This is a genomic window from Pseudoalteromonas sp. NZS100_1 (assembly GCF_015864285.1).
GTDB classification, from domain to species: domain Bacteria; phylum Pseudomonadota; class Gammaproteobacteria; order Enterobacterales; family Alteromonadaceae; genus Pseudoalteromonas; species Pseudoalteromonas arctica.
In genome coordinates, this window is sequence record NZ_JADYXN010000001.1 from 86,941 (window position 1) to 111,654 (window position 24,714).

At 38.5% G+C, this 24,714-nt stretch carries 25 protein-coding genes and 1 pseudogene; 9 read left to right on the top strand and 17 right to left on the bottom strand.

Annotated elements, in window-relative coordinates:
- Positions 1-24: 24 nt before the first annotated feature.
- A complete protein-coding gene (gene ilvC, locus I6F66_RS00410) occupies positions 25-1,497 on the top strand; it encodes a ketol-acid reductoisomerase (RefSeq protein ID WP_024589917.1) in 1,473 nt (490 codons plus the stop codon).
- A gap of 192 nt (positions 1,498-1,689) precedes the next feature.
- On the top strand, positions 1,690-3,609 hold the full coding sequence (locus I6F66_RS00415; protein ID WP_165740782.1) for a methyl-accepting chemotaxis protein: 1,920 nt from the start codon (positions 1,690-1,692) through the stop codon (positions 3,607-3,609).
- 88 nt (positions 3,610-3,697) lie between these two features.
- On the opposite strand, the gene I6F66_RS00420 is transcribed toward I6F66_RS00415, so the two are convergent.
- Entirely contained in the window at positions 3,698-4,027 is a 330-nt protein-coding gene (locus I6F66_RS00420; protein WP_165728714.1) for a GIY-YIG nuclease family protein, read from the bottom strand.
- 107 nt (positions 4,028-4,134) lie between these two features.
- Here I6F66_RS00420 and I6F66_RS00425 point away from each other — a divergent pair, with 107 nt between their 5' ends.
- Complete coding sequence (locus tag I6F66_RS00425) at positions 4,135-4,494, top strand: outer membrane protein assembly factor BamE (RefSeq protein WP_004335706.1); 360 nt, start codon at positions 4,135-4,137, stop codon at positions 4,492-4,494.
- Between the two features lie 133 nt (positions 4,495-4,627).
- Here I6F66_RS00425 and I6F66_RS00430 read toward each other — a convergent pair whose 3' ends face one another.
- Positions 4,628-4,951 carry an RnfH family protein gene (locus I6F66_RS00430; protein WP_007584122.1) on the bottom strand — a complete coding sequence of 108 codons (324 nt, stop codon included), beginning with the start codon at positions 4,949-4,951 and terminating at the stop codon, positions 4,628-4,630.
- Entirely contained in the window at positions 4,948-5,388 is a 441-nt protein-coding gene (locus I6F66_RS00435) for a type II toxin-antitoxin system RatA family toxin (protein WP_007584120.1), read from the bottom strand. The genes I6F66_RS00430 and I6F66_RS00435 overlap by 4 nt, the downstream gene beginning before the upstream one ends.
- Positions 5,389-5,535: 147 nt before the next feature.
- Between I6F66_RS00435 and smpB the strand changes: the two genes are divergently transcribed.
- Both smpB and I6F66_RS00445 read left to right on the top strand, forming a co-directional pair.
- The gene (gene smpB / locus I6F66_RS00440; protein WP_010553883.1) at positions 5,536-6,015 is read left to right on the top strand and encodes an SsrA-binding protein SmpB; all 480 of its coding nucleotides are present in this window, start codon (positions 5,536-5,538) and stop codon (positions 6,013-6,015) included.
- A gap of 746 nt (positions 6,016-6,761) precedes the next feature.
- A pseudogene (locus I6F66_RS00445) lies at positions 6,762-9,351 on the top strand (TonB-dependent receptor).
- A gap of 59 nt (positions 9,352-9,410) precedes the next feature.
- Here I6F66_RS00445 and I6F66_RS00450 read toward each other — a convergent pair.
- Together I6F66_RS00450 and fadR are read right to left on the bottom strand one after the other, a co-directional pair.
- A complete protein-coding gene (locus I6F66_RS00450; RefSeq protein WP_166421016.1) occupies positions 9,411-10,016 on the bottom strand; it encodes a peroxiredoxin in 606 nt (201 codons plus the stop codon).
- A gap of 364 nt (positions 10,017-10,380) precedes the next feature.
- A complete protein-coding gene (gene fadR, locus I6F66_RS00455; RefSeq protein WP_004335692.1) occupies positions 10,381-11,094 on the bottom strand; it encodes a fatty acid metabolism transcriptional regulator FadR in 714 nt (237 codons plus the stop codon).
- 543 nt (positions 11,095-11,637) lie between these two features.
- Between fadR and dsbB the strand changes: the two genes are divergently transcribed.
- Together dsbB and I6F66_RS00465 are read left to right on the top strand one after the other, a co-directional pair.
- Entirely contained in the window at positions 11,638-12,156 is a 519-nt protein-coding gene (gene dsbB / locus I6F66_RS00460) for a disulfide bond formation protein DsbB (protein WP_165728713.1), read from the top strand.
- A gap of 1 nt (position 12,157) precedes the next feature.
- The gene (locus I6F66_RS00465; RefSeq protein ID WP_165728712.1) at positions 12,158-12,460 is read left to right on the top strand and encodes a DUF6170 family protein; all 303 of its coding nucleotides are present in this window, start codon (positions 12,158-12,160) and stop codon (positions 12,458-12,460) included.
- A 24-nt stretch (positions 12,461-12,484) separates the two neighbouring features.
- On the opposite strand, the gene I6F66_RS00470 is transcribed toward I6F66_RS00465, so the two are convergent.
- Positions 12,485-12,781, bottom strand: coding sequence for a helix-hairpin-helix domain-containing protein (locus I6F66_RS00470; protein WP_165728711.1), 297 nt, complete (start codon positions 12,779-12,781; stop codon positions 12,485-12,487).
- A 312-nt stretch (positions 12,782-13,093) separates the two neighbouring features.
- Between I6F66_RS00470 and I6F66_RS00475 the strand changes: the two genes are divergently transcribed.
- A complete protein-coding gene (locus tag I6F66_RS00475; protein ID WP_165742291.1) occupies positions 13,094-13,411 on the top strand; it encodes a YebG family protein in 318 nt (105 codons plus the stop codon).
- 274 nt (positions 13,412-13,685) lie between these two features.
- On the opposite strand, the gene putP is transcribed toward I6F66_RS00475, so the two are convergent.
- The gene (putP, locus tag I6F66_RS00480) at positions 13,686-15,164 is read right to left on the bottom strand and encodes a sodium/proline symporter PutP (RefSeq protein WP_165728709.1); all 1,479 of its coding nucleotides are present in this window, start codon (positions 15,162-15,164) and stop codon (positions 13,686-13,688) included.
- Between the two features lie 332 nt (positions 15,165-15,496).
- Here putP and I6F66_RS00485 point away from each other — a divergent pair, with 332 nt between their 5' ends.
- Complete coding sequence (locus tag I6F66_RS00485) at positions 15,497-16,723, top strand: EAL and HDOD domain-containing protein (RefSeq protein ID WP_197208442.1); 1,227 nt, start codon at positions 15,497-15,499, stop codon at positions 16,721-16,723.
- A 262-nt stretch (positions 16,724-16,985) separates the two neighbouring features.
- On the opposite strand, the gene I6F66_RS00490 is transcribed toward I6F66_RS00485, so the two are convergent.
- From I6F66_RS00490 to ccmA, 10 genes are read right to left on the bottom strand one after another with little or no spacing between them, the layout of a single operon-like run.
- Positions 16,986-17,717: a VacJ family lipoprotein gene (locus I6F66_RS00490; RefSeq protein ID WP_007585858.1), complete on the bottom strand. Its 732-nt coding sequence runs from the start codon at positions 17,715-17,717 to the stop codon at positions 16,986-16,988.
- Between the two features lie 9 nt (positions 17,718-17,726).
- The gene (gene ccmI / locus I6F66_RS00495) at positions 17,727-18,977 is read right to left on the bottom strand and encodes a c-type cytochrome biogenesis protein CcmI (RefSeq protein WP_197141425.1); all 1,251 of its coding nucleotides are present in this window, start codon (positions 18,975-18,977) and stop codon (positions 17,727-17,729) included.
- On the bottom strand, positions 18,978-19,439 hold the full coding sequence (locus I6F66_RS00500; RefSeq protein WP_165739534.1) for a cytochrome c-type biogenesis protein: 462 nt from the start codon (positions 19,437-19,439) through the stop codon (positions 18,978-18,980).
- Positions 19,439-20,008 (bottom strand): redoxin family protein, encoded by a 570-nt coding sequence (locus I6F66_RS00505; protein WP_165728706.1) that lies wholly within the window; start codon positions 20,006-20,008, stop codon positions 19,439-19,441. Before I6F66_RS00505 ends, I6F66_RS00500 begins: the two co-directional genes overlap by 1 nt.
- Positions 20,005-21,975, bottom strand: coding sequence for a heme lyase CcmF/NrfE family subunit (locus tag I6F66_RS00510; RefSeq protein ID WP_197175319.1), 1,971 nt, complete (start codon positions 21,973-21,975; stop codon positions 20,005-20,007). Before I6F66_RS00510 ends, I6F66_RS00505 begins: the two co-directional genes overlap by 4 nt.
- A 2-nt stretch (positions 21,976-21,977) precedes the next feature.
- Positions 21,978-22,457: a cytochrome c maturation protein CcmE gene (ccmE, locus tag I6F66_RS00515; RefSeq protein ID WP_007585848.1), complete on the bottom strand. Its 480-nt coding sequence runs from the start codon at positions 22,455-22,457 to the stop codon at positions 21,978-21,980.
- Positions 22,454-22,657: a heme exporter protein CcmD gene (gene ccmD / locus I6F66_RS00520; RefSeq protein WP_007585846.1), complete on the bottom strand. Its 204-nt coding sequence runs from the start codon at positions 22,655-22,657 to the stop codon at positions 22,454-22,456. The genes ccmE and ccmD overlap by 4 nt, the downstream gene beginning before the upstream one ends.
- 2 nt (positions 22,658-22,659) lie before the next feature.
- The gene (locus tag I6F66_RS00525; RefSeq protein WP_007585844.1) at positions 22,660-23,397 is read right to left on the bottom strand and encodes a heme ABC transporter permease; all 738 of its coding nucleotides are present in this window, start codon (positions 23,395-23,397) and stop codon (positions 22,660-22,662) included.
- Positions 23,397-24,083 carry a heme exporter protein CcmB gene (ccmB, locus tag I6F66_RS00530; protein WP_024608159.1) on the bottom strand — a complete coding sequence of 229 codons (687 nt, stop codon included), beginning with the start codon at positions 24,081-24,083 and terminating at the stop codon, positions 23,397-23,399. The genes I6F66_RS00525 and ccmB overlap by 1 nt, the downstream gene beginning before the upstream one ends.
- Positions 24,083-24,703, bottom strand: coding sequence for a cytochrome c biogenesis heme-transporting ATPase CcmA (gene ccmA / locus I6F66_RS00535; protein WP_165728705.1), 621 nt, complete (start codon positions 24,701-24,703; stop codon positions 24,083-24,085). Before ccmA ends, ccmB begins: the two co-directional genes overlap by 1 nt.
- Positions 24,704-24,714: the final 11 nt, after the last annotated feature.

The following is a 24,714-nucleotide window of genomic DNA, read 5'->3' on the forward strand; positions in this document are numbered from 1 at the left end:
ACATGACTTTATAGGACACTAACAATGGCGAATTATTTCAATACCTTACCTTTACGCGAGCAATTAGCGCAATTAGCGCAATGTGAATTTATGGACGCAGGCGAATTTGCCGATGGCGTTGACGCACTTAAAGGTAAAAAACTAGTTATTGTAGGCTGTGGCGCACAAGGTTTAAACCAAGGCTTAAACTTACGTGACTCTGGTTTAGATGTTTCTTACACATTACGTGCTTCAGCTATTTCTGAGCGTCGCCAATCATTTTTAAATGCGTCTGAAAACGGCTTTACTGTTGGTACTTATGAAGAATTAATTCCTACCGCTGACGTAGTACTTAACTTAACACCAGACAAACAACATACCGCTGTAGTAAGTGCAATTATGCCACTTATGAAAAAAGACTCTACACTTGCTTACTCTCATGGTTTTAATATCGTTGAAGAAGGCATGCAAGTACGTGAAGACATTACTGTAATCATGGTTGCACCTAAGTGTCCTGGTTCTGAAGTACGTGAAGAATACAAACGCGGTTTTGGTGTGCCAACTCTGATCGCAGTTCACCCAGAAAATGACCCTCAAGGCCTTGGTTTAGCACAAGCTAAAGCGTATGCAGCGGGTACTGGCGGACATCGCGCAGGTGTACTTAAATCATCATTTATTGCTGAGGTTAAGTCTGACCTAATGGGCGAGCAAACCATTTTATGTGGCATGTTACAAACTGGCTCTATTTTATGTTTTGATAAAATGGTAGAAAAAGGCGTTGATGCGGGTTATGCATCAAAACTAATTCAATACGGCTGGGAAGTAATTACCGAAGCACTTAAGTACGGCGGCGTTACTAACATGCTTGACCGCCTTTCAAACCCAGCAAAAGTAAAAGCGTTTGAACTAAGTGAAGAGCTAAAACTAATTATGCGCCCGCTTTATAATAAGCATCAAGATGACATCATCGACGGCACTTTCTCACGCACTATGATGGAAGACTGGAATAACGATGACGTAAACTTACTTAAATGGCGCGCAGAAACAGCAGAAACTAACTTTGAAAAGACCCCTGCTGGCGATGTAGAAATCTCTGAACAAGAATTTTTTGATAACGGTATTTTAATGGTAGCAATGGTTAAAGCAGGTGTTGAACTTGCATTTGAAACCATGACAGCAGCCGGCATTATTGAAGAGTCGGCCTACTACGAGTCATTACACGAAACGCCATTAATCGCCAATACTATTGCGCGTAAAAAGCTTTTTGAAATGAACCGTACTATCTCTGATACTGCAGAATACGGCTGTTATTTATATAACCATGCATGTTTACCATTACTTGCTGATTTTATGAAAAACGTTGATACAGACATTATCGGTAAAGGCCTTGGCGAGCACAGTAACCAAGTTGATAACCAAACATTAATTCAAATTAACGCTGCATTGCGCGAACACCCAGTTGAAAAAGTAGGTGCTAAATTACGTGGCTACATGTCAGCAATGAAAAAGATTGTTTAACCCTAAACAATAAATGTTTCGCTTGTTAGAAACCAAGCCCGTATGCTTTTTGCATGTGGGCTTTTTTATGCCTGTTAATAAAACTTTAATCAATCTGGTATATCTTTGCCTATTCTGCTTAGCCAATATTTAGTTCCAAATAAATAATGTGCTAATATGTTTTTCTATTTAGTTGTAAAATTAATTAATATCATGACGATACAAAATCTTTCGATCACTCAAAAAATCACAGCTTTAGGCAGTGTTATTGCTATATGCGTAGCCGCACTGATTGGTTTGACTTCCCTACACAGCTCAGAGGATATTATTGAGCGACGTATGATTGAGTCAGAGCTCCCTAGTAAACTGCAAACAATCAGCAATCACATAGGCGGTGAAATCAACGAGTTACTCGGTGCTGCTCAGCAACTATCATCAAACGAATTTATTTTACAATGGGCTCAATCAAACAACCAAGACGATACATTACTATTAAAAGAATTAAATCGCGTTGCCCAGCAATACGATTTAGCCACAGCATCTTGGGCAAATAGAGACACTGCACAGTACTGGAACCAGAATGGGTTTTTGCGTGTGTTAAAAAACGATGCAGCCGATGGCTGGTTCTTTGCTTTTAAGCAATCAAAACAACCTTACTCTATCAGTATTTATCAAGAGTCAGCCAATGATGTGAAAATGTTTGTAAATCATCAGCAAGCTAATGGGACTGGTTTAGCAGGTCTTGCAAAAAGCATCACTGATATGCAAAAGCTATTACAGCAATTTAAAATTGAGCAAACAGGCTTTGTATTCATTGCAGATAAAAGTGGATTGATTCAGCTTCATAAAGATGCAAGTAAAGTAGCTAAAGCAAACATTGATGATTTATATACTGCAAATATTCACAGCCAACTATTTAATAGTAATGGCTTTGCACTAGAAGAAATTAATTTAAATGGCGAACCGACACTTGTAGCTGCTATGCCTATTAAAAACACCGATTTATATGTTGTAGCCCAAGTGCCAAAAAGTGAAGTTTTCGCAAGCGTAAACACCCTGCAATGGCAAATATTTACTTTTACGGTAATTACAGCATTGGTTGCGAGTTTAATCAGTTATTTGCTTGCTCGCTCACTTTCATCTCCACTTTCTAAAATGGCTGAGTTATTTTCACGCTTAGGCTCTGGCGATGCAAATTTAGCATACCGCTTACCAGAATCGAGCCAACCAGAGCTTAACAATCTAAGTAACGGCTTTAACCAGTTTATAAATAAAATAGAAACAGCGATTACTCAAGTTGCGAGCGAAAGTCACGATATTAGAAAAAGCTCTGATCATGTATTTGAACAAGCAAAACGGAACTCCCAAGCAATAGACAACCAAAAAGAACAAACAATATCTGTCGCAGCAGCAATCAACGAAATGGGCGCTACAGTACAAGAAATAGCGCAAAGCGCAGCAAATACAGCTAAGTTAACCGATAACAGCCGCGAAAATACTATTCAAAGCCATAAACAAGTACTCCAAAGCCAAGTAACTATATCAGCCCTTGCCAGCGATATTGATGGCATAACAGAGCAAGTTACTTTGCTTTCTAAAAAAACGGTTGATATTGCAAGTATTGTTGACTCAATTAGAGGCATATCGGATCAAACTAATCTACTTGCTTTAAATGCTGCAATTGAATCTGCTCGCGCAGGTGAACACGGACGCGGCTTTGCTGTTGTTGCTGATGAAGTACGTGCACTGGCAAACCGTACATCGCAATCAACCACCGAAATTCAATCTATGATTGAAGAGCTTACAAAAATATCTGATGATGTAGTTAATGATATTAGCCAATCGAAAGATAAAGCTCAGCAAAGCGTTGGTGCAATGCAAAGCTCTGTTGAATTACTTGATACGATAACCGAAACAGCAAATCAAATAAACGATATGGCTACGCTTATAGCGACTGCAACTGAGCAGCAAAGTAATGTGGTTGCCGATGTAAGTCGTAATATTGAGCAAATTAGCGAAATTAGCGATAAAGCAATGAGCGAACAAATCAATACAGAGCAAGCGATTCGCGACTTAGCCAACAGTGCACAAACACTTGATGCGCTTGTAGCTACCTTTGAACAGCATCGCTAAGCAGCTCTGATATTACACGCCAGCTATGAGCATAAGCTATATTCGAAGATAGTTTTTGCTCATAACGAATATGCTTAATTTACACAAACTAAGTACTTTTGCTATCGCCAGTATTAAATGCTAAAACGTACGCTTCCTTTTTAGCTCTAGGGAGCTTTTTTAATTGATACTCAAGCTTACTTGCTTCACTTTTATTACCTACTTGTTGTTGATGGATAAGTAAAAGAGGCCCTTTTCCTCTAAGGTTTTTAGCCCCTTTACCAGCTTGATGAGTTGCAAAGCGTTTTTCAACATTAGTCGTGATCCCTGTGTACCAATGACCAAATCGTGTTTCAACTATATATAAAAACCAAGTAGACTCAGTTTTTAAAATATTCGTTTCAATATGCTGTAAACTTTTTTCATTATCAGTGGTCAAAACATTACCTTAACGCCCTTAACATAAAACAATTGCTTAAAAGGGTTTTACCTTCAGTGACTAATCGGTATCATGCAGATTATAAAAAATAAGGATCACAACTAACAATGCAGTCGTTAAAAACTTTTTCTCTTTGGCTTATCGTCGCTTTAACACTTAGCTCAGCAGCAGGTTGCTCTAGCTGGGTATACCGAATTAACATTCCACAAGGTAACTTTTTAGAGCAATCGGATGTTGAAAAACTTCGTGTAAATATGACCCGAGAGCAAGTTGTTTATGTATTAGGTAGACCTATTGCCGAGGACGCCTTTGATAACAATACTTGGCGCTATATTTACAGCTTTAATAAAGGCCGTAAAAACGAACAAAATAAAGAGTTAGTAATTAACTTTGAAAATGAAAAGTTAGTTTCAATCTCAGGTGATTATGACCAACCTGAAAACTTTACTACACCGCTAGAGCAATAAACGTCTCAGGTAGTAAAAAAGGTGAGCATGGCTCACCTTTTTTATTGGTTTACTTAAAAAGCTTTTACCATTTTAAAAGACGTTAGCGTGTGATTTAATCTGTTAAATTGTTCGAAGTTTATGCCGATTGGTATTACTTCTCGAGTGGGCGACCACCCGTTATTTTATTTGCACGCCCCTCTTCTTTTGCTTTTTCTGCACGTTTTCTGCGGGCATCTTTAGGATCTGCAATTAGTGGACGGTATATTTCTATACGGTCACCGTCTTTTAATTCATAGTTAGCTTTTACAGTTCGATTCCACACACCTAACGTTAGCGATGTGGCATCTATTTCTGGGCACTTTTCTATAATACCTGACTGAATAACAGCTTGCTCGACTGTAGTCCCTTGTGGCACTTCAATTGATAAACACGTGGCCGTGGTCGGTAATGCAAAGACCACTTCAACATTAATCATACTCGCGCTCCATAAACCTGTTTTGCACGTTGAGTAAATGCACTCACCATATTTTTTGCTACATCGTTAAAAATCTTTCCAAAGGCAAGCTCTATTAACTTACTTGAAAATTCAAACTCTAGGTGCAAATGAACCTTACATGCTTTGGCGTCAAGCTCTTGAAAATGCCAGCGCCCTTTTAAGGTCTTAAACGGACCATCAACAAGGCGCAGTAACACGGTTTGCTCATCAACAAAGGTGTTTTCGGTGGTAAACCACTTTTTTATACCCGCCTTAGATATTTCTAAACTCGCGGTCATGTTATTATCGTGCTGTGAAACAATTTTTGAGTCTGAGCAATTTGGTAAAAACTGTGAATAAGCTTCTACATCATTAACTAGATCAAACATCTCTTTAGTGCTGTACATAACCAGCGCACTTTTTTCTATTTGTGGCATACTCACTCCCAACTGTGTGGGCGAATTTTAGCAAGCTTTGCGCGTTTCCCCAAATTTTCATGCTGCTTAAATTAAAGCTAAATTTTTAAAAGCATTATTAAAAAAATCGATGTAAAACATCTCACATTACGTATATTATAGGGCACTATGGCTAAGAAAAATTCATCAAAATCGACAAGTAATACCATCGCGCTAAACAAAAAAGCGCGACATGAGTATTTTTTACACGATAAGTTTGAAGCGGGTGTTGAACTACAAGGCTGGGAAGTTAAAAGTATCCGAGCTGGTAAAGTAAATATCACAGAAACTTATATTCATCTTAAAAATGGCGAAGCATTTTTACTTGGCAGTCAAATTCAGCCACTTATAAGTGCATCGACCCATGTAATTTGCGACCCGCTACGTTATCGTAAATTGCTATTAAGCAGACGCGAACTTGACCGTTTATTCGGTGCAACAGAGCGCGATGGCTATTCTTTAATAGCTACAGCGATGTACTGGAAAAAATGCTGGGTAAAACTTGAGTTTCATTTGGCAAAAGGTAAGAAATTACACGACAAACGCGAAGACGGTAAAGATAAAGACTGGTCGCGTGAAAAAGAACGCTTAATGAAGCATAAAGCATAATTAAAAACGCCTAATTTATTAGGCGTTTTTAATTTCACCTATATAAAAGCTCAAATAATACCAATTCTCTTAATTAAATAATCTACTTTGAAATAAGAAAATCGTATCGATAACAAGACAAAACTTGTTATACCAATCTGCTTATATATGGGGTCTATTTAACGTTAAGAAAATTACGCTAGAACTAGGCAAAAATTTTTATATCTAGTTGTTCTAAATAAAAAATTTTTAACGACGTTATAGTGCAATTTAATTCGTTAAATTGATCAAAGATTTATGCAGGTTGGTATTACTTAGCCATTATCAGCAATTACTCCTGCATTACCCCACCTCCTGTATCTAGCAGTCGTAAATCAGAAAATTTCAATGCCTTTAGCATCAATTTTAACCCCTCAAATTGATTAAGTATTACTGCGAATTGGTATTACATAATTGAATAAATTAAAAGTATAAAAACAAACATAAGTTTTAATTTATAGAAATAAATTATTACAAATTATTTCTATCATTAGCTATTCCACACATGGCTTCATGTAGCTATATGACAATTATTAACCCTATGTCCTATTCACGCTTAGTTTCACCTAGAAAACAAAGTATAAATAAGGTCATAAAACCCACAAAAAAGCATTGAAACTAATACTTAAATCACAAATTAAGCCAATTGCTAACACTTAAGTTACATGATATTAATACCCGCGCTTGTTAAGCAAATAATTTTATAATATATCAACAAGGACTTAAGGATGAAGCAATCAACTGCATTTACACCAAGCATTATTGTGGGCGCAACACTCGCATTATCAGCAGGTTTTACAACAACAGCCTACGCAGCAGAAGAAGCTAAAAAAGTAGAGCGAATTCAGGTTACTGGTTCTCGTATTAAGCGAACTGATATTGAAGGGCCTTCTCCGGTACAATCAATCGGTAGAGCTGAAATCGAAAACATGGGTTACGATAATTTACAGCAACTTCTAGAAAGAATGCCTGTAGCAGGTAGCGGTACTTTCTCTACTCGTGGTAACAACCAAGATTCAACCGCTAACGGTTCAGCTGCAGTAAGCTTACGTGGCTTAGGAGCCGATGCAACACTGGTATTAATTAATGGTCGCCGTGTATCAATTAGTGCCTTTGCTGAAGGTATCACCAACTCATTTGTAGATATTAACAGTATTCCTGTTTCTGCTATTGAGCGTATCGACATACTAAAAGATGGCGCTTCAGCTATCTATGGCTCAGATGCAGTAGCGGGTGTAGTTAACGTTATCTTAAAGAAAGATATTGATGGTTGAGATTAACCTAGGCTATGGCGGTACGGATGGTCCAAATTATGAAGAAACAACAGCAAGCCTAGTTTGGGGTACAACAAGCGAAAAAAGTAGTGCATCTGTTATTATCGATTACTTTAAAAACACATCTCTTTCTTCTGATGAAATGGGCAGCCTTGGCACTGCAAACCAAGCACCTTATGGTGGTGAAGATTTCCGTTCATCTCGTGGTTTCCCAGGCTACTTTTATGTGGATGGCGTTAAAACAATCGACCCTGCCTGTCCTGCTGAAAATGCAACTTCAAGTGGTAGCTGTTTATTTGATTACGGCCCATATGGATATGTTGCCCCAGCATCTGAGCGTGTAGGCGCTATTTCACAATTTGAATACCGCTTTGATAACGGCATTACTGGCTTTTTAGAAATGGCTGTTCAGCATAACAGCTCTGTCGCTGCAGGTGCACCAACACCACTTGATGAAGATGCAGGCCATACGGTACCCGCTAATCACCCAAACAATCCATTTGGTGAAGACATTCAAATTGGTCGTTACCGTACAGTAGATGCAGGCGCTCGCCAATGGGACATTGAGTCAGACACCTTACGCTTTGTTGCAGGGTTAAAAGGCGAAATAAACGATTGGAGCTGGGAGACAGCGGTACAAAAAGGTCGCAGTAAATCACTACAAACAGGCGATCGTACACAAGGCTGGGTACGCACCGATTTCTTACAACAAGAAATTGATGCCGGTAACTATAATCCATTCGGTGGCACATATAACGACCCAGCTGTAATTGACAGAATCACAACTAGCTTAGTGCGTCGCGGTGAGTCTCATATGACCTCTTTTGACGCTAACATTACAGGTGAAGCGTTTAGTTTTGGTGGCGAAGCTGTAATGATGGCCGCCGGTATTGAGTACCGTGAAGAAGATGTAAATGATATCCCTGATGATCAATTTCAACGTGGCTTAATATTTGGTACTGAATCAGTATCAGCTTCTGCTGATCGTGAACAATACGCTGCATATGTTGAGTTCTCAATCCCACTTGCTGAAAACCTCGAACTACAATTAGCCGGTCGTTACGATGATTATAGCGACTTTGGTACAACAACAAATCCAAAAATAGCTCTGCGCTGGGCACCGACTGATGAAGTAACGGTTCGTGGTTCTTGGGCGCAAGGCTTTAGAGCGCCTTCGTTAGCGCAAATAGGCTTAGGTCCATCACAAAAAAGCCAATTTTTTGTTGATACACAGCGCTGTGAACAAACAGGATTAGATTGCCAAGCACTTGATTACAACATTGAGTTCTCTGGTAACCCTGATTTACAAGCAGAAGAGTCAGAATCATGGAACGTGGGCGTTATCTGGGCACCAACAGCTGAGTTTGGTTTAAGTGTTGATGTATGGAGCATTACTCAAGATAATAAAATCGATGAAGAAGAATTTGGTCCTATTTATGCTGCAGAATGTGGTAACCAAAATAGTACCGTATGTGTTCGTTTAGCTCCTACAGGCGGAGCAAGCTTAGGCACAATACAAAAAATACACAGCACATTTAAAAATTTATCATCGCAAGAAGTGTCTGGTGTTGATGTTTCAGCAAACTATAACCACTCTCTTGATGACTTAGGTTTACTTAAATTTAATTTAGAGTGGGCATATCAAGATAAGTTTGAAAAAGATGGTCGTGATTACACGGGTGAATATGGCTACCCAGAGCATCGCTTTATTTTCTCAACCAACTGGGAAATTGGTGAGTTTAACACCAATGTAAATATCAGTTATGTAGGCGAATTTGAAGATACGCCTGATATCGACTTTGATGGCAATTTAGACTTTGATAGCAATACTTCACGTATGATTGACTCGCAAACGCTTGTTGATTTACAAACGTCGTACCGTATTACTGAATCAGCTAAAATATCTTTAGGTGTTAATAACTTATTTGATGAAGAGCCACCATTTGCAATTGGTGATGGCGATGGCGATTTATACGGTTATGCATCAGCTGTGCATAATCCTCGTGGCCGCTACTTGTACACTAAAGTAAGCTTTTCTTTCTAAATAAAAGACACAAAAAAACCGCCAATTGGCGGTTTTTTTATTTAAAACTAAGGGCTAAATTATAGATCGCCTTCGTTTTCAGATAAGAACTTAGCAACGCCTTCAGGGCTTGCGTCCATACCTTTTTTACCTTCAGTCCAACCAGCAGGACATACTTCACCGTGTTCAGTGTGGAACGCTAGCGCGTCAACCATGCGAAGCATTTCGTCGATGTTACGACCTAGTGGTAAATCGTTCACTACTTGGTGACGTACATTGCCTTCTTCGTCGATTAAGAATGAACCACGAAATGCAACACCTGCTTCTGGATGCTCAACGTCATACGCTTTACAAATTTCGTGTTTAACATCTGCAACTAGTGCGTATTGAACTTTACCAATACCGCCGTCTGCAACAGCAGTGTTACGCCATGCGTTATGTGAGAATTGTGAATCGATAGAAACACCAATTACTTCTACGCCACGCTTTTGAAACTCTTCAAAACGCTTATCAAATGCAATAAGTTCAGAAGGACATACAAACGTGAAATCTAGTGGGTAAAAGAAGATAACTGCTTTTTTACCTTTAATTGTTTCATGAAGGTTATAGCTATCTACAATTTCACCGTTACCAAGAACAGCTGCAGCGGTAAAGTCTGGTGCCTGGCGGCCTACTAATACACCCATTTTATTCTCCAAATATTTTGAGTTTGTTTTCAATTGCTTTCGCAATGCTGGTACTTATATGGGCGCTAAAAATTAAAAACCAATAGCGAACACATATAATTAATTGGCATTCTAAAGTTATTCACTACAAAAGAATAATCGCATTTAACGATGTGAGCAATCGAAAATAACGAACACTTACAACTTGCACTAATCTGCTTGAATAATAGGTCTATTTTGAAGTGTAAATTGCGTTGTAATTAGATAGAACTTTTGACGTTACTGAAGAAAGCTTAATACATTAAATTGTTTAAAAATTCATATAATGCGGTATTAATTTTTACAGCTACAAAAAAACCTGCAAATGCAGGTTTTTCGTTTAAATTTAATCCATTATATCTGAGGGCATATCGCCTCGAATTTTTTGCCAAATCTCACCTGTTTGATGACCGTATTTACGCATCATCGAAATAGCACCATCGTGCTCTTTATTTTCTGCCAAGATTGTTAAATCTTTATAAAACTGACGAGCAAGTTCACGAGTTCCGGCATCAGAGAAGTAATGACAACCAATCTTTGAATAAAAGCCTCTAAAACCGTTGAGTATTAATACATAAATACGGTTATTACCCGCAACGGCTAATTCGTGATGAACTTTATAATCGTAGTCAGCAAATGCCTGCGCAGTGTCTTCTAGCTCATGACTTTGTGATAAAATTTCAATTACACGTTCAGGATTTAACTTAATTGCAGCACGTGTATAAATAGCACTGATATTAGTACGTGCAGATAAAAGCTGATCTGTCAGCTCTGGCATCTTGTCTTCATCTAAGCGCGCTAGTGTTTCAAGAATATTTAAGCCAGACGTCTCCCAAAAGTTATTTACTTTTGTTGGTTTACCATGCTGAATTGTTAACCAACCATCACGTGCTAAACGCTGTAATACTTCTCTCAAGGTCGTTCTTGTTACACCAATTAACTCTGAAAGTTCTCGCTCGGCAGGTAGAATTGAACCTGGAGGGAAATCGCCGTTCCAAATAGATTCAACTATATATTCTTCAGCAAATCCTGCTGGGCTTTTCGCTTTAAAAATTCTCATCCAGTTCCCACTCGAATTAATCAACACTCATCGTTTTACACGAATAACTGACTGATTGTACCAGACGAAGCATAACTAACAAGTAAAGTCAGATATATTAATAAGCAAATGAGTAGAAATTAAAGATTAATAAATAATAAAATTTAGGTTTTTCTAATATCGCTACAATGTATAAATATACAGAGCAATATTCATTGTAGGTACATTGTAATTATTGGTATTTTTATTTACACCATACTTAGCTGAATCAACTTAATACACATAAGTACATTAAAAAGGAACACCTATGCAACAGAGCGTTCTAACAGCAACTTTAAAGAAGTGATTAGGCAATGCACCAATGTTGTATAAGTAAGCGATATAACTTAGCTTATGTATCAATGGGAACTAAGTAGAGCGCCATGTAACCTCTGCTGAGGCTGTATTGAGTAGTCAATAATTTCATCTTATAAAAAGCGACTTCGGTAGCTTTTTTTTCCTTTTTGTTGCCGCATACATTATCCTAGGTCATAATCTAACATCTTATTTAAACGCGGAATTTTTATGAACTGGCTTGCGCAATTACCCACCCAACGTACCCCGTGGCTTTTATTTACAGCTATCGTTTTTTTACTTGAAGTGACCGCCCTTTTCTTTCAATACCAAATGGGATTGGCGCCTTGCATAATGTGCATATATCAACGTACCGCTGTACTGGGTTTATTAGGTGCAGGCATTGTAGGTTCGACTAAACCACAGAGCAAAGCAGTTCGTATATTAGCGTATGTAATTTGGGGTGTATCGAGTGTTTGGGGATACCTTATAGCTCGCGAGCATATTGATATGCAAACCACCACAGACCCTTTTGCATTTAGCTGTGAGTTTGAACCAAACTTCCCATCGTTTATGCCGTTACACGAATGGATACCTAGCTTTTTTCAGGCGACCGGGGATTGTGGAAATATAGATTGGCAGTTTATTGGTTTGAGCATGCCTGCTTGGATGGAAATTATATTTGCGCTATTCTCAATCACTTTGTTTGCTTTAGTGATTAGCCGCTTAATAACAAAAAAATCGATTTAATATGTTTACCTTTTTTTCAAGCCAATTAGATGATCTTAAACACTTAAAAGTGCGCAAGCGCCAGGACGTAATAGCACTTTCGTTAAGTATGTTATCGCCAACTGATAAAGTGTTACTACGTATTATTAAATTAATATTACTAAGTCCACTATTTTTAATATTCACGGTATTTAAAGGTTGGATATTAATCCCGTTTTTGATACTTGGTGGGCTTTGCTATCCGCTATTAACAACACCTATTGAAATTAACTTTGCTAAAAAGCACTTAAGCGATGCATTAAAACAATTTAATCAGGGCGCATAGCGCCCTGATTATTACTTAATAGCTTTAAAGTGAAATTTTCCCCTCTAATTTAGCTAATAGTTTTTTACCAATTCCTTTAACTTGCGATAAATCACTGACGCTTTTAAATTCACCGTTTTCTTCACGATAATCCACAATTGCCTGCGCTTTTTTCTTACCTATACCCGGTAGCTTAGCAAGCATATCTGCATCAGCATTATTTATACTAATTGTCTCAACTTGAGGCATTTGCTTGGTTACTTCCGATAGTTGTGCATATACGGTAGTTGCAGGTAGTAAGCATAATAAGCTTATGATGAGTAAATTTTTTAACGTTTTCATTAAACTTGCCCTTATTCTTCTTTTCTTAATTTTGAGTATTGCTCAGGAAATCAATAAATAAGGAACTGTAAAGTTCATCACTTAAAGTGTACCTAAGCGCATTATCACTATGATCCGAAATCCTGAAAATGCAGCTGGTACAACAAGTGATTGCTTAACTAAAGTAAAGTTACCGTTTTTTGTCAAATTTAAGACACCTAAAAATTAATACTTCACGCTTGCAAATTTACTTACAAACCATTACTGTACATAAAAACAGTAATCTAATGGTTTTTACAAACCACGGTGCCAAGCAATTTTGCAGGAGAAATCATGGCTGTTGTTGTTAAATATGTTGTAGAACGAAACGGAGTCGAGCGTATGACGTTTACTACCAAAAAAGAAGCTGATGCTTATGACAAGATGCTCGATATAGCAGAATCACTTGAGCTAATGCTAGAAAAGGTAGACGTACCGCTTAGTGAGCAACAAATTGAATCACTTGCTTTAGAAATAGCGAAAAGCAAAGATGACTTTATGACTATATTAAAGGGCGGCAAAGATCCCGTTGTTGCCAAAGCGCCAACAAAAAGTAAAAAGTCAGATAATGTTGCATCAATTGAAGATAGCAACGATAAAAAAGCAAGTTAATTCGTAGATTGCCCTTTCCTCGGACGGGACAAACTAAATAAAAAAGGGAGCAACTAAGTTGCTCCCTTTTTTATTATACCAATTCACTTAATTAAGTGATCTATTTTGAGGGTAAAAAAACGTGTTGATAGCTAGGCAAAAAATTCGATATTTAGTTGTTCTAAATGATAATTTTTTAACGCCAGTAGCGACACATTAGCCCCGCAAAATGATTAAGTATTATTGCGGATTGGTATTAATTACTACTCATTCAAAAATGAGTAGTAATTGCTATTTAAAGCTCTTTTTCTACTTCATCAAATAAAGCGGTAATGTTTTGCTCTGGCTCTTTTGTAGCTAAGCTAACAACAACAATTGCGATACTAGATAAAATAAAGCCAGGTACTATTTCGTACATAAAGCTACTTAAGCTTTCACCATTAATAGTAAACGGACCATAAACCCAAACAAGCACTGTAAACGCACCTACTAACATACCCGATAACGCACCGGCAAAATTCATACGTTTCCAGTAAAGGCTGAACAGTACCAATGGACCGAAAGCAGCACCAAAGCCTGCCCATGCATTACTTACTAGGTCTAAAATAGAGCTATCTCTGTCGTAAGCTAAGTAAATAGCAAACATAGCCACTACGGCAACGCTAATTCGACCAACAGTAACTAATTCAAAGTCGCTAGCATCTTTACGTAAAAATGTTTTATATAAATCTTCAGTCAATGAACTTGAGCTTACTAGCAATTGCGATGAGATAGTACTCATGATAGCAGCCAAAATTGCAGCTAGTAAAAAGCCAGCAATAAGTGGGTGGAACAATAACTCAGAAAGAATTAGGAAAATCGTTTCAGGATCTTCAACTACAATATTATTTTCATAAGTATAAGCAGCACCAAATATACCAGTACCAACAGCACCAAGGGCAGCAACAATCATCCATGTCATACCAATACGGCGAGCTTTAGGCATATCCTTAACACTACGTACCGACATAAAACGAACGATGATATGTGGTTGACCAAAATAACCTAAACCCCATGCCATTGCAGAAATAATACCCAATGCAGAGCCTGCTCCAATCCAGTTAAGCATATCTGGATTTACACTATGTAAAGTAGATTCTAGAGGTTGTTCAAGTAAAGAGTATGCAACAGTAGGCACTAGAATCAGTGCGATGAACATAATACAACCTTGCACGAAATCAGTTAAGCTAACCGCTAAAAAACCACCAAACAAAGTGTATAAAACAACGACACCCGTTGTAATGTATAAACCCACTTCATAACTTAAACCAAATGAGCTTTCAAACAATTTTCCGCCGGCTACAACACCAGATGACGTGTAAAGAGTAAAGAAGACTATAATCACAACAGCTGATACAACACGTAATAAGTTTGACTTATCATTGAAGCGATTTGAGAAGTAATCTGGGATTGTTATAGAGTCATTTGCTTTTTCAGTGTACACACGTAATCTAGGTGCAACTAACAGATAATTTAACCAAGCACCAATCACCAAACCAATTGCTATCCATGTACTACTAAAACCAGTAACAAACATCGCACCAGGTAGGCCCATTAAAATCCAGCCACTCATGTCAGATGCACCTGCAGATAGTGCAGCAACACTTGGTGATAGATTTCGTCCACCTAACATGTAACCTGATACATCGCCAGTAGATTGCTTATATGCATATAGTCCGATACCTAACATTACAACAAAATATAATGCTAGTGAAATAATCATTCCTGTTTCCAAATTAGCCTCCGCATAATTATTAATAACAGGCTCTTGATCCGAATATTGACTCTTAAAATATTATAATAAAGACACTATTAGGATAAAAACCATTCTCGCTGACTATATCATGCCTAACAATAAAATCTCCAACTTGTTGCTTCCAGCTGATACAAAAACACTCATGTTGAATAATTTTAAAGCGAATTGGTAAAATATAATGAATTAAATAGAAGAAACACCTTAATTTATAATGATAATTTATTAATCATGCAAATATACGTAATGCTATTTTGAATCTTTTGCCATATATTATTACAATACCCAATTACATCACTCTTACGGAACTGTTTATGTATTTTTACGCTGCACGTCAACCGATTTTAGATAGAGATAAAGAACTTATCGGTTATGAGCTTTTATTTCGTGATGGCGTTGATAACGTATTTCCCGATATAGATGGTGACGAAGCAACAACACGACTTATAGAGGGTAGCCAGTTTAATTTTGGTTTAGAAGATTTAACTGACAATAAACCTGCCTATATAAACTTCACCCTAGAAACACTATCAAAGGGTTACCCTACACTACTAGGTAAAGACACTATAGTTGTAGAAATACTTGAAACTATCCAGCCTGGTAAGCGTTTATTAGCTATCGTTAAAGATTTAAAAGATAAAGGTTACACTATTGCTCTTGATGACTATATTCATCAACCTGTATGGCGTCATTTTTACCCATTTATTGATATTATTAAAATAGACTTTTTAGCATCCGATATAGATACAATAAAAACGGTTCTAAACGATTTAAAACCGCACTCACATATTAAGTTACTTGCCGAAAAAGTAGAAACCTATGAAATTTACCAACAAGCTTTAGAGCTTGGGTTTGATTATTTCCAAGGATTTTTCTTCTCAAAACCTGAAATGGTACAAAGTAAGGCTCTACCACCTTCAGAAATGGCATTAGCTGAATTACTTTACGAAACATCAAGTGTTGATATGGATCTTAAGAAAATCACTGATGTGTTTGAACGTGATGTAAACCTATCTTATAAATTACTTAGGTATTCAAATTCTGCCGCATTTGCAAGACGCGCAGAAATAAGTACCATTAAGCAAGCTCTTATAGTGCTTGGCGCCAATGAAATTAAAAAGCTATTGTCACTACTGTTTGCAGCACAAGTATCAGCAGACAAACCTGTAGAGCTAATTAGGCTATCGCTTACGCGCGCTCGATTTGCTGAATTGCTCGCTATATCCCATGGGCAGTTTAAAGATACCGGCATGGCATTTTTAACCGGTATGATGTCGCTAATGGATGCTATTTTAGATGAGAGTATGGAAAGCGTAATGAAAAAGCTTCCACTTTCTAATGATATAAAAGCAGCGCTATTAAACGATGAAGGCTTGCTAGCAAAATATTTAAACTTAGTTAAATACTACGAACAAGCAAACTGGTCAGCTGCAAACGAGCTAACGAAAGAGCTAAATCTAGGTGAAAAAGTTCCCGATGCTTATCATGAAGCGCTAGCTTGGGTTAATGAACAAATGCAGTTAGTAGTGAACGAAAAATAAACTACCTGAACTCTGGTTAAGATATTTACTAATATATTAAATCATAATGATATTTAAATTTATTTTTCTCTAGCCAGAGATTTTCAGTGAAAACAAGGCGAACTTACGCGTCAATAGTTAGCCTATTGCAAGTAAATTCAACGTAGTTAGCGCTGAAAATAACTGCTCGAGATAGATTTATTATCCAGAGTTCAGGTTAAATATATAAACAGCAAATAAAAACGCCAGCATTTAGCTGGCGTTTTTATGAGTGGCTTTTCAATTATAAACTTTCTAAAAAGTCTTCATCAAAATCAGCTGGCTCTTCTTTTATTGGTGGGTTGCCATCGTACAGCTCATAAATCTGACGCTGGAAGTAAATATCTTTTACAAATAAGTACGGATCAAGTGAATCATTTAATAACCCTTCTTGTGGGATTAATGATGCACGCGCCTCAACTGCTTTTAAAACAAACACTAGAATAGTTTGTGGAGTCGTTAGCGCAACTTCAGGTAATACAAAGTTGTCGACTACATCACCGGTCAGGTTACGTGCTGTTGTAGGACCCATGCCAGGTAGCATTAAATAAGCACCATCACCCACGCCCCATACACCTAACGTTTGTCCAAAGTCTTCATCTACAATTTCAAGACCAAGTGAACTGGCTACATCAAAAATACCAAAAATACCAACCGTAGAGTTAACTAAAAAACGCGCTAAGCTCACACTTGCATTACCCGGTTTACCTTGCAAACCCGCATTAATCATATCGACAGGTGCTGTAATATTACCTGTAAAATTAACAATACCGTTTCTTACCGGTACAGGCGTTACTTCAACATAACCTACAGCAACTGGGCGCAATAAATAAGCATCCAGTACATCCATATTAAAGTCGTATAACGGACGATTAATACTTTGCAGCGGATCTCTGTCATCTACTTTGCTTTGTGGTACTTGAGCACACCCGGCTAGTATCAATAAACATAAAAAAGTAAAACTGTGTTTTAACATCTAACGTCCTTAAGGTATTAATGTATCAATTTGAAGTTGGTAGTCACTTACACTTTCACGCTTTAACGACTCTGAATGACCTTCTAGCTCACCAGAACTTGGCATAACCGAGTCATCTATAGAAATACGCGCCGAAATAATAATATTTTCTGCACTAGATAAGTTAAGCCCTGCAACCATTGCACTACTATCACTCAACTCAACTGTAATTGGAAATGAATAATTAGCGAGTTTAACAGCAGCTAATGGCATTGGCGAACCACTTGCTGCTTTTGCAAATATAAACAAGATACCGTCTTTTGGCTGTTTATCTATAAGCTCTTTTGCAATGTCGACTGTAACTGCAATAGCACCCGTTGTAGTAACTGGCATAACAGAGCCTTCCGTTTGCATTTGCTTCTCTATATCAGCGATACGCTCAGAGATCATGCTATAACGAGAATCATTTTTTTCCATACTCGCAAGTAAAACTTCAAATGCAGCTTTGGCTTGAGGCCAATCTTTACGTTCATAAGCAATGAGTGCTAATAACGAAATTGCATCTAAATTGGTAGGCTCAACTTTTAGTACTTTTGAGAGCATACCTGCCGCACGAGTCATATTAGCTTCGCTACCTTCTAGTAATAAAACTTGGCTATAACTAATAAGTACCTGCATATTATCAGGATTCATACGAAGTGCTTTATCAAATGACTGCTGCGCCATGTCAAATTCATTAAGCGACATAGCAACTCGTCCAAGTAGCATCCAAGCAACTTCATCATCACCTGAGCGGCTAAGCTTTGTACGAAGTGCCAATGCAAAAGCCTGCAGCTCATTTTGGCTAAGCGGCTCACCTTTTTGCATTACAGCACGCTCGCCGTAATCAGCTAAATTATCCATTGCATCATGCCAAGCCGAAATTTGCTGCTGACTACCCGTTAAACCATAAAAAACACCTGTTAGAGCAAGAACAAATGCGCCACCAGTTAAAGCAAAAATACGATTATTACCTTTGCTGTTTAGTGATTTTTCTGGTGATAACTCATTCAATAAACGGCGTTTTAATTCAATAATTGATTCTGCATGATTTACGGTATCAATACGCTGATTGTCTAAATCGGTTTGTAAATCAACTAAACGCTGCTCATAAATGCTAATTAACTCAGCATTGGCGTTATGAGTAATTGTTTGAACGCGCTCTTTTTTTAAAAAAGGCAACATCACAAACCCAAGAGCAACCAGTGTGAGTAAAGCAAAACACGCCCACATTAAAATCATTTAACTTTGCTCCTGACGTTTATTTTGTTCAATTAGCTTAGCTAACAACATTTCGTCGTCACTGCTCCACGTTTGTTTTACTGATGCTTTTCGCTGGCGAATAACAATAAAACCAAAGCCGACTATGACAATTAATACAGGTAATACCCAAAGTACTAAAGTCGCTGGTGTAACTGGTGGGTCGTAATGAACAAAATAGCCAAAGCGGTCAATCATGTAATCAATCACTTCGTCTTTGCTCTTACCTTCTTTAACCAATACGAGTACTTTATCGCGCAAGTCTTTAGCAACCACAGCGTCAGAGTCCGCAATGTTTTGATTTTGACACTTAGGACAGCGCAGCTCTTTAGTTAGCTCTTCAAACAATATTGCTTGTTTGTTGTTATCAAATTGATAGCGATCTTGCTCTGCAAACGCACAGATGCTTACAAAAAGGCTAAGCGTAAGTAGTAACCATTTCATTATTTAAGCTCCTGCATAATTGGCGCAAATTTAGCACGCCATACTCGCGGGTTTATATCGCCCGTGTGATGCAATAAAATAGTGCCGTTTTTATCGACTAAAAATGTTTCAGGCGCACCTGAAACACCTAAATCCAACGACAAAGTACGATGTAAATCTAAGATATTAAATTGATATGGGTCACCCGCACGTTGCAGCATATCGCTCACTTCACTGCGAAGTGATTGCATATCAAAAGGGCCATCAAAGTCAGCATCGTAACCTTGTACGTAATAAAGCCCAATAATTTTAACGCCTTGCTCACGTAACTTAGTTAAATAACCAAGTTCAACTAAACATGTTGGGCACCAAGTACCCCATACATTTAGTAAGTAAACTTCGCCTTTTAAAGACTCGTTGGTCCACGGCTTAATATCTTGCATTAAATCAGGTAGATTAAATGCTGGCATTTCTTGACCTAACCGACCCGTTTGAATTTCACGAGGATTAGCAAAAAGGCCTTGGTATAAAAATACACATACAAAAGCAAATACTAAAAGCGGCGCAATAGCTAAAATTTTACGGTTCATAAAACATTCTCCGATGCAGCTCTACGCGCTGTTTTAGCTGATGTGCGGTAGCGTTTATCAAATAAAATCATAAATCCAGCTAGGGAAATAAGCACACCACCAATCCACATCCAACGAACAAACGGTTTATGATAAATGCGAAGTGACCATGCACCTTGGCTCAACTGCTCACCTAACGCTAAGTATAAATCACGTGTAAAGCCTGCATCTATGGCCGCCTCGGTCATAAACTGCATACCAATATCATACTTACGTTTTTCGGCATGTAAGCGTGTTACTAGCTCATTGTTTTTAAGCACCGATACAACACCCGCATGACCACTGTAGTTCGGCCCGCGAATAGTTTTAACACCATCAAAACGGTATTCATACTCGTTAAGCTGAACTGTATCGCCTTGCTTCATCGATACGTCACGCTCAACTGAATACGCCGATGTAAGCGTTACACCTACAATAACAAACGAAATACCAATATGCCCAAGCACCATAGCCCAGTAACTTACACCTAAGCGTTTTAAACCTTCTTTTAAGGTGCCATGCACTGCGGCTTTAGTGTAAATGTCGATCCCAGTTGATATTGCAATCCAAACCGCAAGCGTAGTGGCCAGTAGCGTAAGTGGTTTTACTAAATCGTAACTTGAAAACAACCAAGCACAGGTAATCACTACACTGGCTAATACGCCCATTAATATTTTGTTTTGTAAGAAAGCCCATTTATTTTGCTTCCAGCGTAAAAATGGTCCTATACCCATCAAAATAGCAAATGGTACTAAAATTATTGCAAACATCTTATTAAAAAATGGTTCGCCAATAGAAATACTGCCCAAGCCCATTTCTTTATGAACCATAGGTAATAACGTACCCAGCAATACGATTAATGTAGCAACTACTAAAAATATATTATTGAGCCATAACGCCACTTCGCGTGATACAAACTTGTATCGGCCTTCACTATGTACTTGCGATACACGCAGTGCATATAACGCTAAGCCACCACCTACAACGATGCCTAAAAAGGCGAGTATAAATAAGCCTCTATCAGGGTCTGTTGCAAAAGCATGCACCGATACAATAATACCCGAGCGCACAATAAAGGTGCCTAACAAGCTTAATGAAAATGCTGCGATAGCAAGTAGTACGGTCCACGATTTAAATACACCACGTTTTTCGGTTACGCTTAATGAGTGTAGTAATGCTGTAGCTACAAGCCATGGCATTAATGATGCGTTTTCGACTGGATCCCAAAACCACCAGCCGCCCCAGCCAAGCTCTGAATATGCCCACCAGCTACCAATTGTGATTCCTAGAGTTAAAAAGCCCCATGCAGTCATTGTCCACGGACGTGACCACTTAGCCCATGTGTTATCAAGCTTACCGGTTAACAACGCAGCAATAGCAAAAGAGAAAGCAACTGATAGCCCTACATAACCCATGTACAGTAATGGCGGGTGAATAATCATGCCCGGATCTTGAAGTAACGGATTTAAATCACGCCCTTCAACAGGGAAATAAGGGAGTAGGCGCTCAAACGGGCTTGAAAGTAGTAAGGTGTACATCATAAAACCTACACCTAAAAAACCAAGTACGCCCAATACGCGAGCACGTAGCACCCAAGGTAATGATTTAGAACGCGCAGCGACAACGGCAGTCCAACCAGCTTGCATTACTAACCACAGTAAAATAGCGCCTTCATGGCCGCCCCATGTAGAGGTGATTTTGTAATACCAAGGCAGTGTACTACTTGAATGATATGCCACATATGATACGGTAAAATCATCCGTTACACTGGCGTAAATAAGTGCTGCAAAAGAGATTAAAACAAAAGCGAATTGCCCAATTGCTAAAGAGGGAGCTGCACGCATTAATCGAAGATTACCGGTATGCGCGCCCCAAAGAGGAAAAATACACAGTAAAACGCTTAGCACCATGGCAAGCGTTAAAGAAAAATAACCAATTTCTGGGATCATAGCTAATTACCACTATCTAAGTTGTATTTTGGTTTTTCGTGCTTAATACCTTTAACTGCCTCTGCAACCTCTGCTGGCATATATTCTTCGTCATGCTTTGCAAGTACTTCAAATGCTTCAATAACATTAGGTTCGATTAATACGCCCTGCGCTACAATGCCTTGCCCCTCACGAAACAAGTCTGGCAATATGCCTTGATAACGCACGGTCACTAATGGACCTGTATCAATTAGCTTAAAGCTTACTTGTAAGCTCTGTTCATTACGCTCAACCGTGCCTGGTACAACCATGCCACCAATACGTAGCTTTTGGCCAATGAATGGTTTTTCTTTATTAGGCCCTTTGCCATCAATAAGTTCGCTTGGCGTATAAAAAAGATTAATATTTTCTTGAAGTGCATAAAGCACTAAACCAATTGATCCACCAATACCAAACAGTACGGCAATAATTACCAATAGGCGCTTTTTACGTCTTGGATTCATGAGGCTTGTTCCTGTTTAGCTTTTTTAATTCGCGCTTCACGTATTATTTGTTGCTCAACTGAAGCCATAATACGTTTAGTATCTCTTAAAGAGTTCACTAAAATACCAAGTAAAATAAGAGCGCATGTACCAAAAGAAAGCCAGATATAGAACCCATAGCCTCCCATTGCAATAAAATCAGAAAAAGAGTCAAACTGCATAATTACCCCTTATTTAACAACAAACGCACCCACGGTCGGTGCTTTTCGCGTTGCAAAATTTCATTTTTAAGACGAATTAAAGTTACTGTTCCTACAAAAGCAGCAAAGGCTAAAATATTAACCATAAGTGGCCAAAACATACTTGGGTCTATTGCTTTGGTGTCTAGTTTTGTAATGCTTGCGCCTTGGTGTAGCGTATTCCACCACTCAACTGAGTAATGAATAATAGGTAAGTTGATTACGCCCACAATAGCTAAAATAGAAGCCGCACGCCCTGCTGACTTCTTATCTTCAAATGCATGATAAAGCGAAAGCACGCCAAGATATAAAAATAATAAAATAAGTTCCGACGTTAAACGCGCATCCCATACCCACCAAGCACCCCACATAGGTTTACCCCATGCAGCGCCAGTAATAAGCGCTATAGCTGTAATACAAGCACCAACAGGCGCTATAGCAATAACGGCAAGTTCGGCATTTCGTAGTTGCCATACAAGTGCAACAACAGCTGCAATAGCCATTGATGAGTAAGCGCCCATAGATAAAATGGCGGAAGGAACATGAATAAAAATGATACGGTAGCTGTCTTTTTGTTGGTAATCGGCAGGTGCAAAACCAAGCCCCCATACCCATCCAACAATCATACTAACTACAGTAACTACGGCAAAATAAGGCAGTAACGTATTGCATAACTGGTATGCACGCTCTGCTTTAGCATAGGGATGTAACCACTTCCACATTAACTTACACTCACTTTTAAAGCTGACGATATGGCAATTGGTGCGCTAATAATAGCAATAAGTAACATTGCACCAAGGATGGCAAGCTGCCCACTATAATCCAGCGACATAGAGCTGGTATCGATAGCCGACGTTGCAAAAATCAAAACAGGAATATACAAAGGCAGTACGAGTAAACTCATCAAAATACCCCCTTTTTGTAATCCTACAGTAAGCCCTGCGCCTATTGCGCCAATAAAGCTCAATAGTGGAGTGCCTAATAATAATGTTAAAACAGTCGCTGTTAACGCCGTACTTTCTAGGTTTAACAACAATGCAAATAGCGGCGTCATTAATACAAGCGGTAAACCTGTTACCACCCAGTGAGCAGCCACTTTAGCAAGTACGGTTAACGATAACGGGTAAGACGATGCAATTAACTGCTCCAATGAGCCATCATTAAAATCATCTCTAAACAGTTTATCCAAGCCCAGCATGGTAGAAAGTAATGCGGCAACCCAAATAATTCCCGGTGCCATTCTCGCTAGTAAACCAGGCTCAGGCCCGATTGCTAACGGAAATAATGAAATTACAATTAAGAAGAACAAAATAGGATTTACAATTTCAGCGCGCTGGCGAAACGCAAGTTTTACATCTTTGGTAAATACCGCACTAAATAGCAACCAATAAGAATGTTGACGAGTCATTAGTGACGATACTCCAGTGTAACCGTTTGCAAGTTACTAAAATGGGTCGTTAAGTCTTGGTGAGTCGTTAATAAAATAGCACCACCGCTTTGTAAGTGTTCAGTAAATCGGTGCTGCAAAAAAGCAACACCGCTTTTATCAAGCGCGGTAAATGGCTCATCAAGTACCCATAATTTAGAATCACTTAACCAAAGCCTAACCAAAGCTACACGTCTTTGTTGTCCAGCAGATAACATTCTAACCGGTACATCTTCAAGTCCAACAAGGCCAAGTTGCGCTAAAATGGGATACAAGTCAGGCTGGTTTATGTAGCCATTAATTTGTAACCAATGACGAACATTTTCAACGGCACTAAGCTGAGTATTTACACCTGTTTTGTGGCCTATAAAGAGTAGTTCTCTGGCATACTCTTCGTAATACTTAGATATAGGCTGTTCTTGAAATAAAACAGCTCCTTCATCAGGCACAGAAAAGCCTGCGATAATACGCAATAGCGATGTTTTACCAGCCCCATTAGGGCCCGCTAATTGCATGATTTGACCGCTATTAAGGCTAAAATTAAGATCCGCAAACAAACAACGATCTTGCTTGATGCAGGTGACGGACTTAATGTGTAACAAGATGACGATTC

Excerpts from the sequence above, each read along its gene's own strand:
- I6F66_RS00485 (WP_197208442.1), top strand. The coding sequence starts at position 15,497 with ATGTATTTTTACGCTGCACGTCAACCGATTTTAGATAGAGATAAAGAA.
- I6F66_RS00415 (WP_165740782.1), top strand. The coding sequence starts at position 1,690 with ATGACGATACAAAATCTTTCGATCACTCAAAAAATCACAGCTTTAGGC.
- I6F66_RS00470 (WP_165728711.1), bottom strand. The coding sequence starts at position 12,781 with ATGAAAACGTTAAAAAATTTACTCATCATAAGCTTATTATGCTTACTA.
- I6F66_RS00430 (WP_007584122.1), bottom strand. The coding sequence starts at position 4,951 with ATGATTAATGTTGAAGTGGTCTTTGCATTACCGACCACGGCCACGTGT.
- ccmE (WP_007585848.1), bottom strand. The coding sequence starts at position 22,457 with ATGAATCCAAGACGTAAAAAGCGCCTATTGGTAATTATTGCCGTACTG.
- I6F66_RS00475 (WP_165742291.1), top strand. The coding sequence starts at position 13,094 with ATGGCTGTTGTTGTTAAATATGTTGTAGAACGAAACGGAGTCGAGCGT.
- I6F66_RS00450 (WP_166421016.1), bottom strand. The coding sequence starts at position 10,016 with ATGGGTGTATTAGTAGGCCGCCAGGCACCAGACTTTACCGCTGCAGCT.
- I6F66_RS00505 (WP_165728706.1), bottom strand. The coding sequence starts at position 20,008 with ATGAACCGTAAAATTTTAGCTATTGCGCCGCTTTTAGTATTTGCTTTT.
- fadR (WP_004335692.1), bottom strand. The coding sequence starts at position 11,094 with ATGAGAATTTTTAAAGCGAAAAGCCCAGCAGGATTTGCTGAAGAATAT.
- I6F66_RS00510 (WP_197175319.1), bottom strand. The coding sequence starts at position 21,975 with ATGATCCCAGAAATTGGTTATTTTTCTTTAACGCTTGCCATGGTGCTA.
- I6F66_RS00435 (WP_007584120.1), bottom strand. The coding sequence starts at position 5,388 with ATGCCACAAATAGAAAAAAGTGCGCTGGTTATGTACAGCACTAAAGAG.
- dsbB (WP_165728713.1), top strand. The coding sequence starts at position 11,638 with ATGAACTGGCTTGCGCAATTACCCACCCAACGTACCCCGTGGCTTTTA.
- I6F66_RS00500 (WP_165739534.1), bottom strand. The coding sequence starts at position 19,439 with ATGAAATGGTTACTACTTACGCTTAGCCTTTTTGTAAGCATCTGTGCG.
- smpB (WP_010553883.1), top strand. The coding sequence starts at position 5,536 with ATGGCTAAGAAAAATTCATCAAAATCGACAAGTAATACCATCGCGCTA.
- I6F66_RS00425 (WP_004335706.1), top strand. The coding sequence starts at position 4,135 with ATGCAGTCGTTAAAAACTTTTTCTCTTTGGCTTATCGTCGCTTTAACA.
- ccmI (WP_197141425.1), bottom strand. The coding sequence starts at position 18,977 with ATGATTTTAATGTGGGCGTGTTTTGCTTTACTCACACTGGTTGCTCTT.
- I6F66_RS00525 (WP_007585844.1), bottom strand. The coding sequence starts at position 23,397 with ATGTGGAAGTGGTTACATCCCTATGCTAAAGCAGAGCGTGCATACCAG.
- ilvC (WP_024589917.1), top strand. The coding sequence starts at position 25 with ATGGCGAATTATTTCAATACCTTACCTTTACGCGAGCAATTAGCGCAA.
- I6F66_RS00490 (WP_007585858.1), bottom strand. The coding sequence starts at position 17,717 with ATGTTAAAACACAGTTTTACTTTTTTATGTTTATTGATACTAGCCGGG.
- I6F66_RS00465 (WP_165728712.1), top strand. The coding sequence starts at position 12,158 with ATGTTTACCTTTTTTTCAAGCCAATTAGATGATCTTAAACACTTAAAA.
- ccmD (WP_007585846.1), bottom strand. The coding sequence starts at position 22,657 with ATGCAGTTTGACTCTTTTTCTGATTTTATTGCAATGGGAGGCTATGGG.
- ccmB (WP_024608159.1), bottom strand. The coding sequence starts at position 24,083 with ATGACTCGTCAACATTCTTATTGGTTGCTATTTAGTGCGGTATTTACC.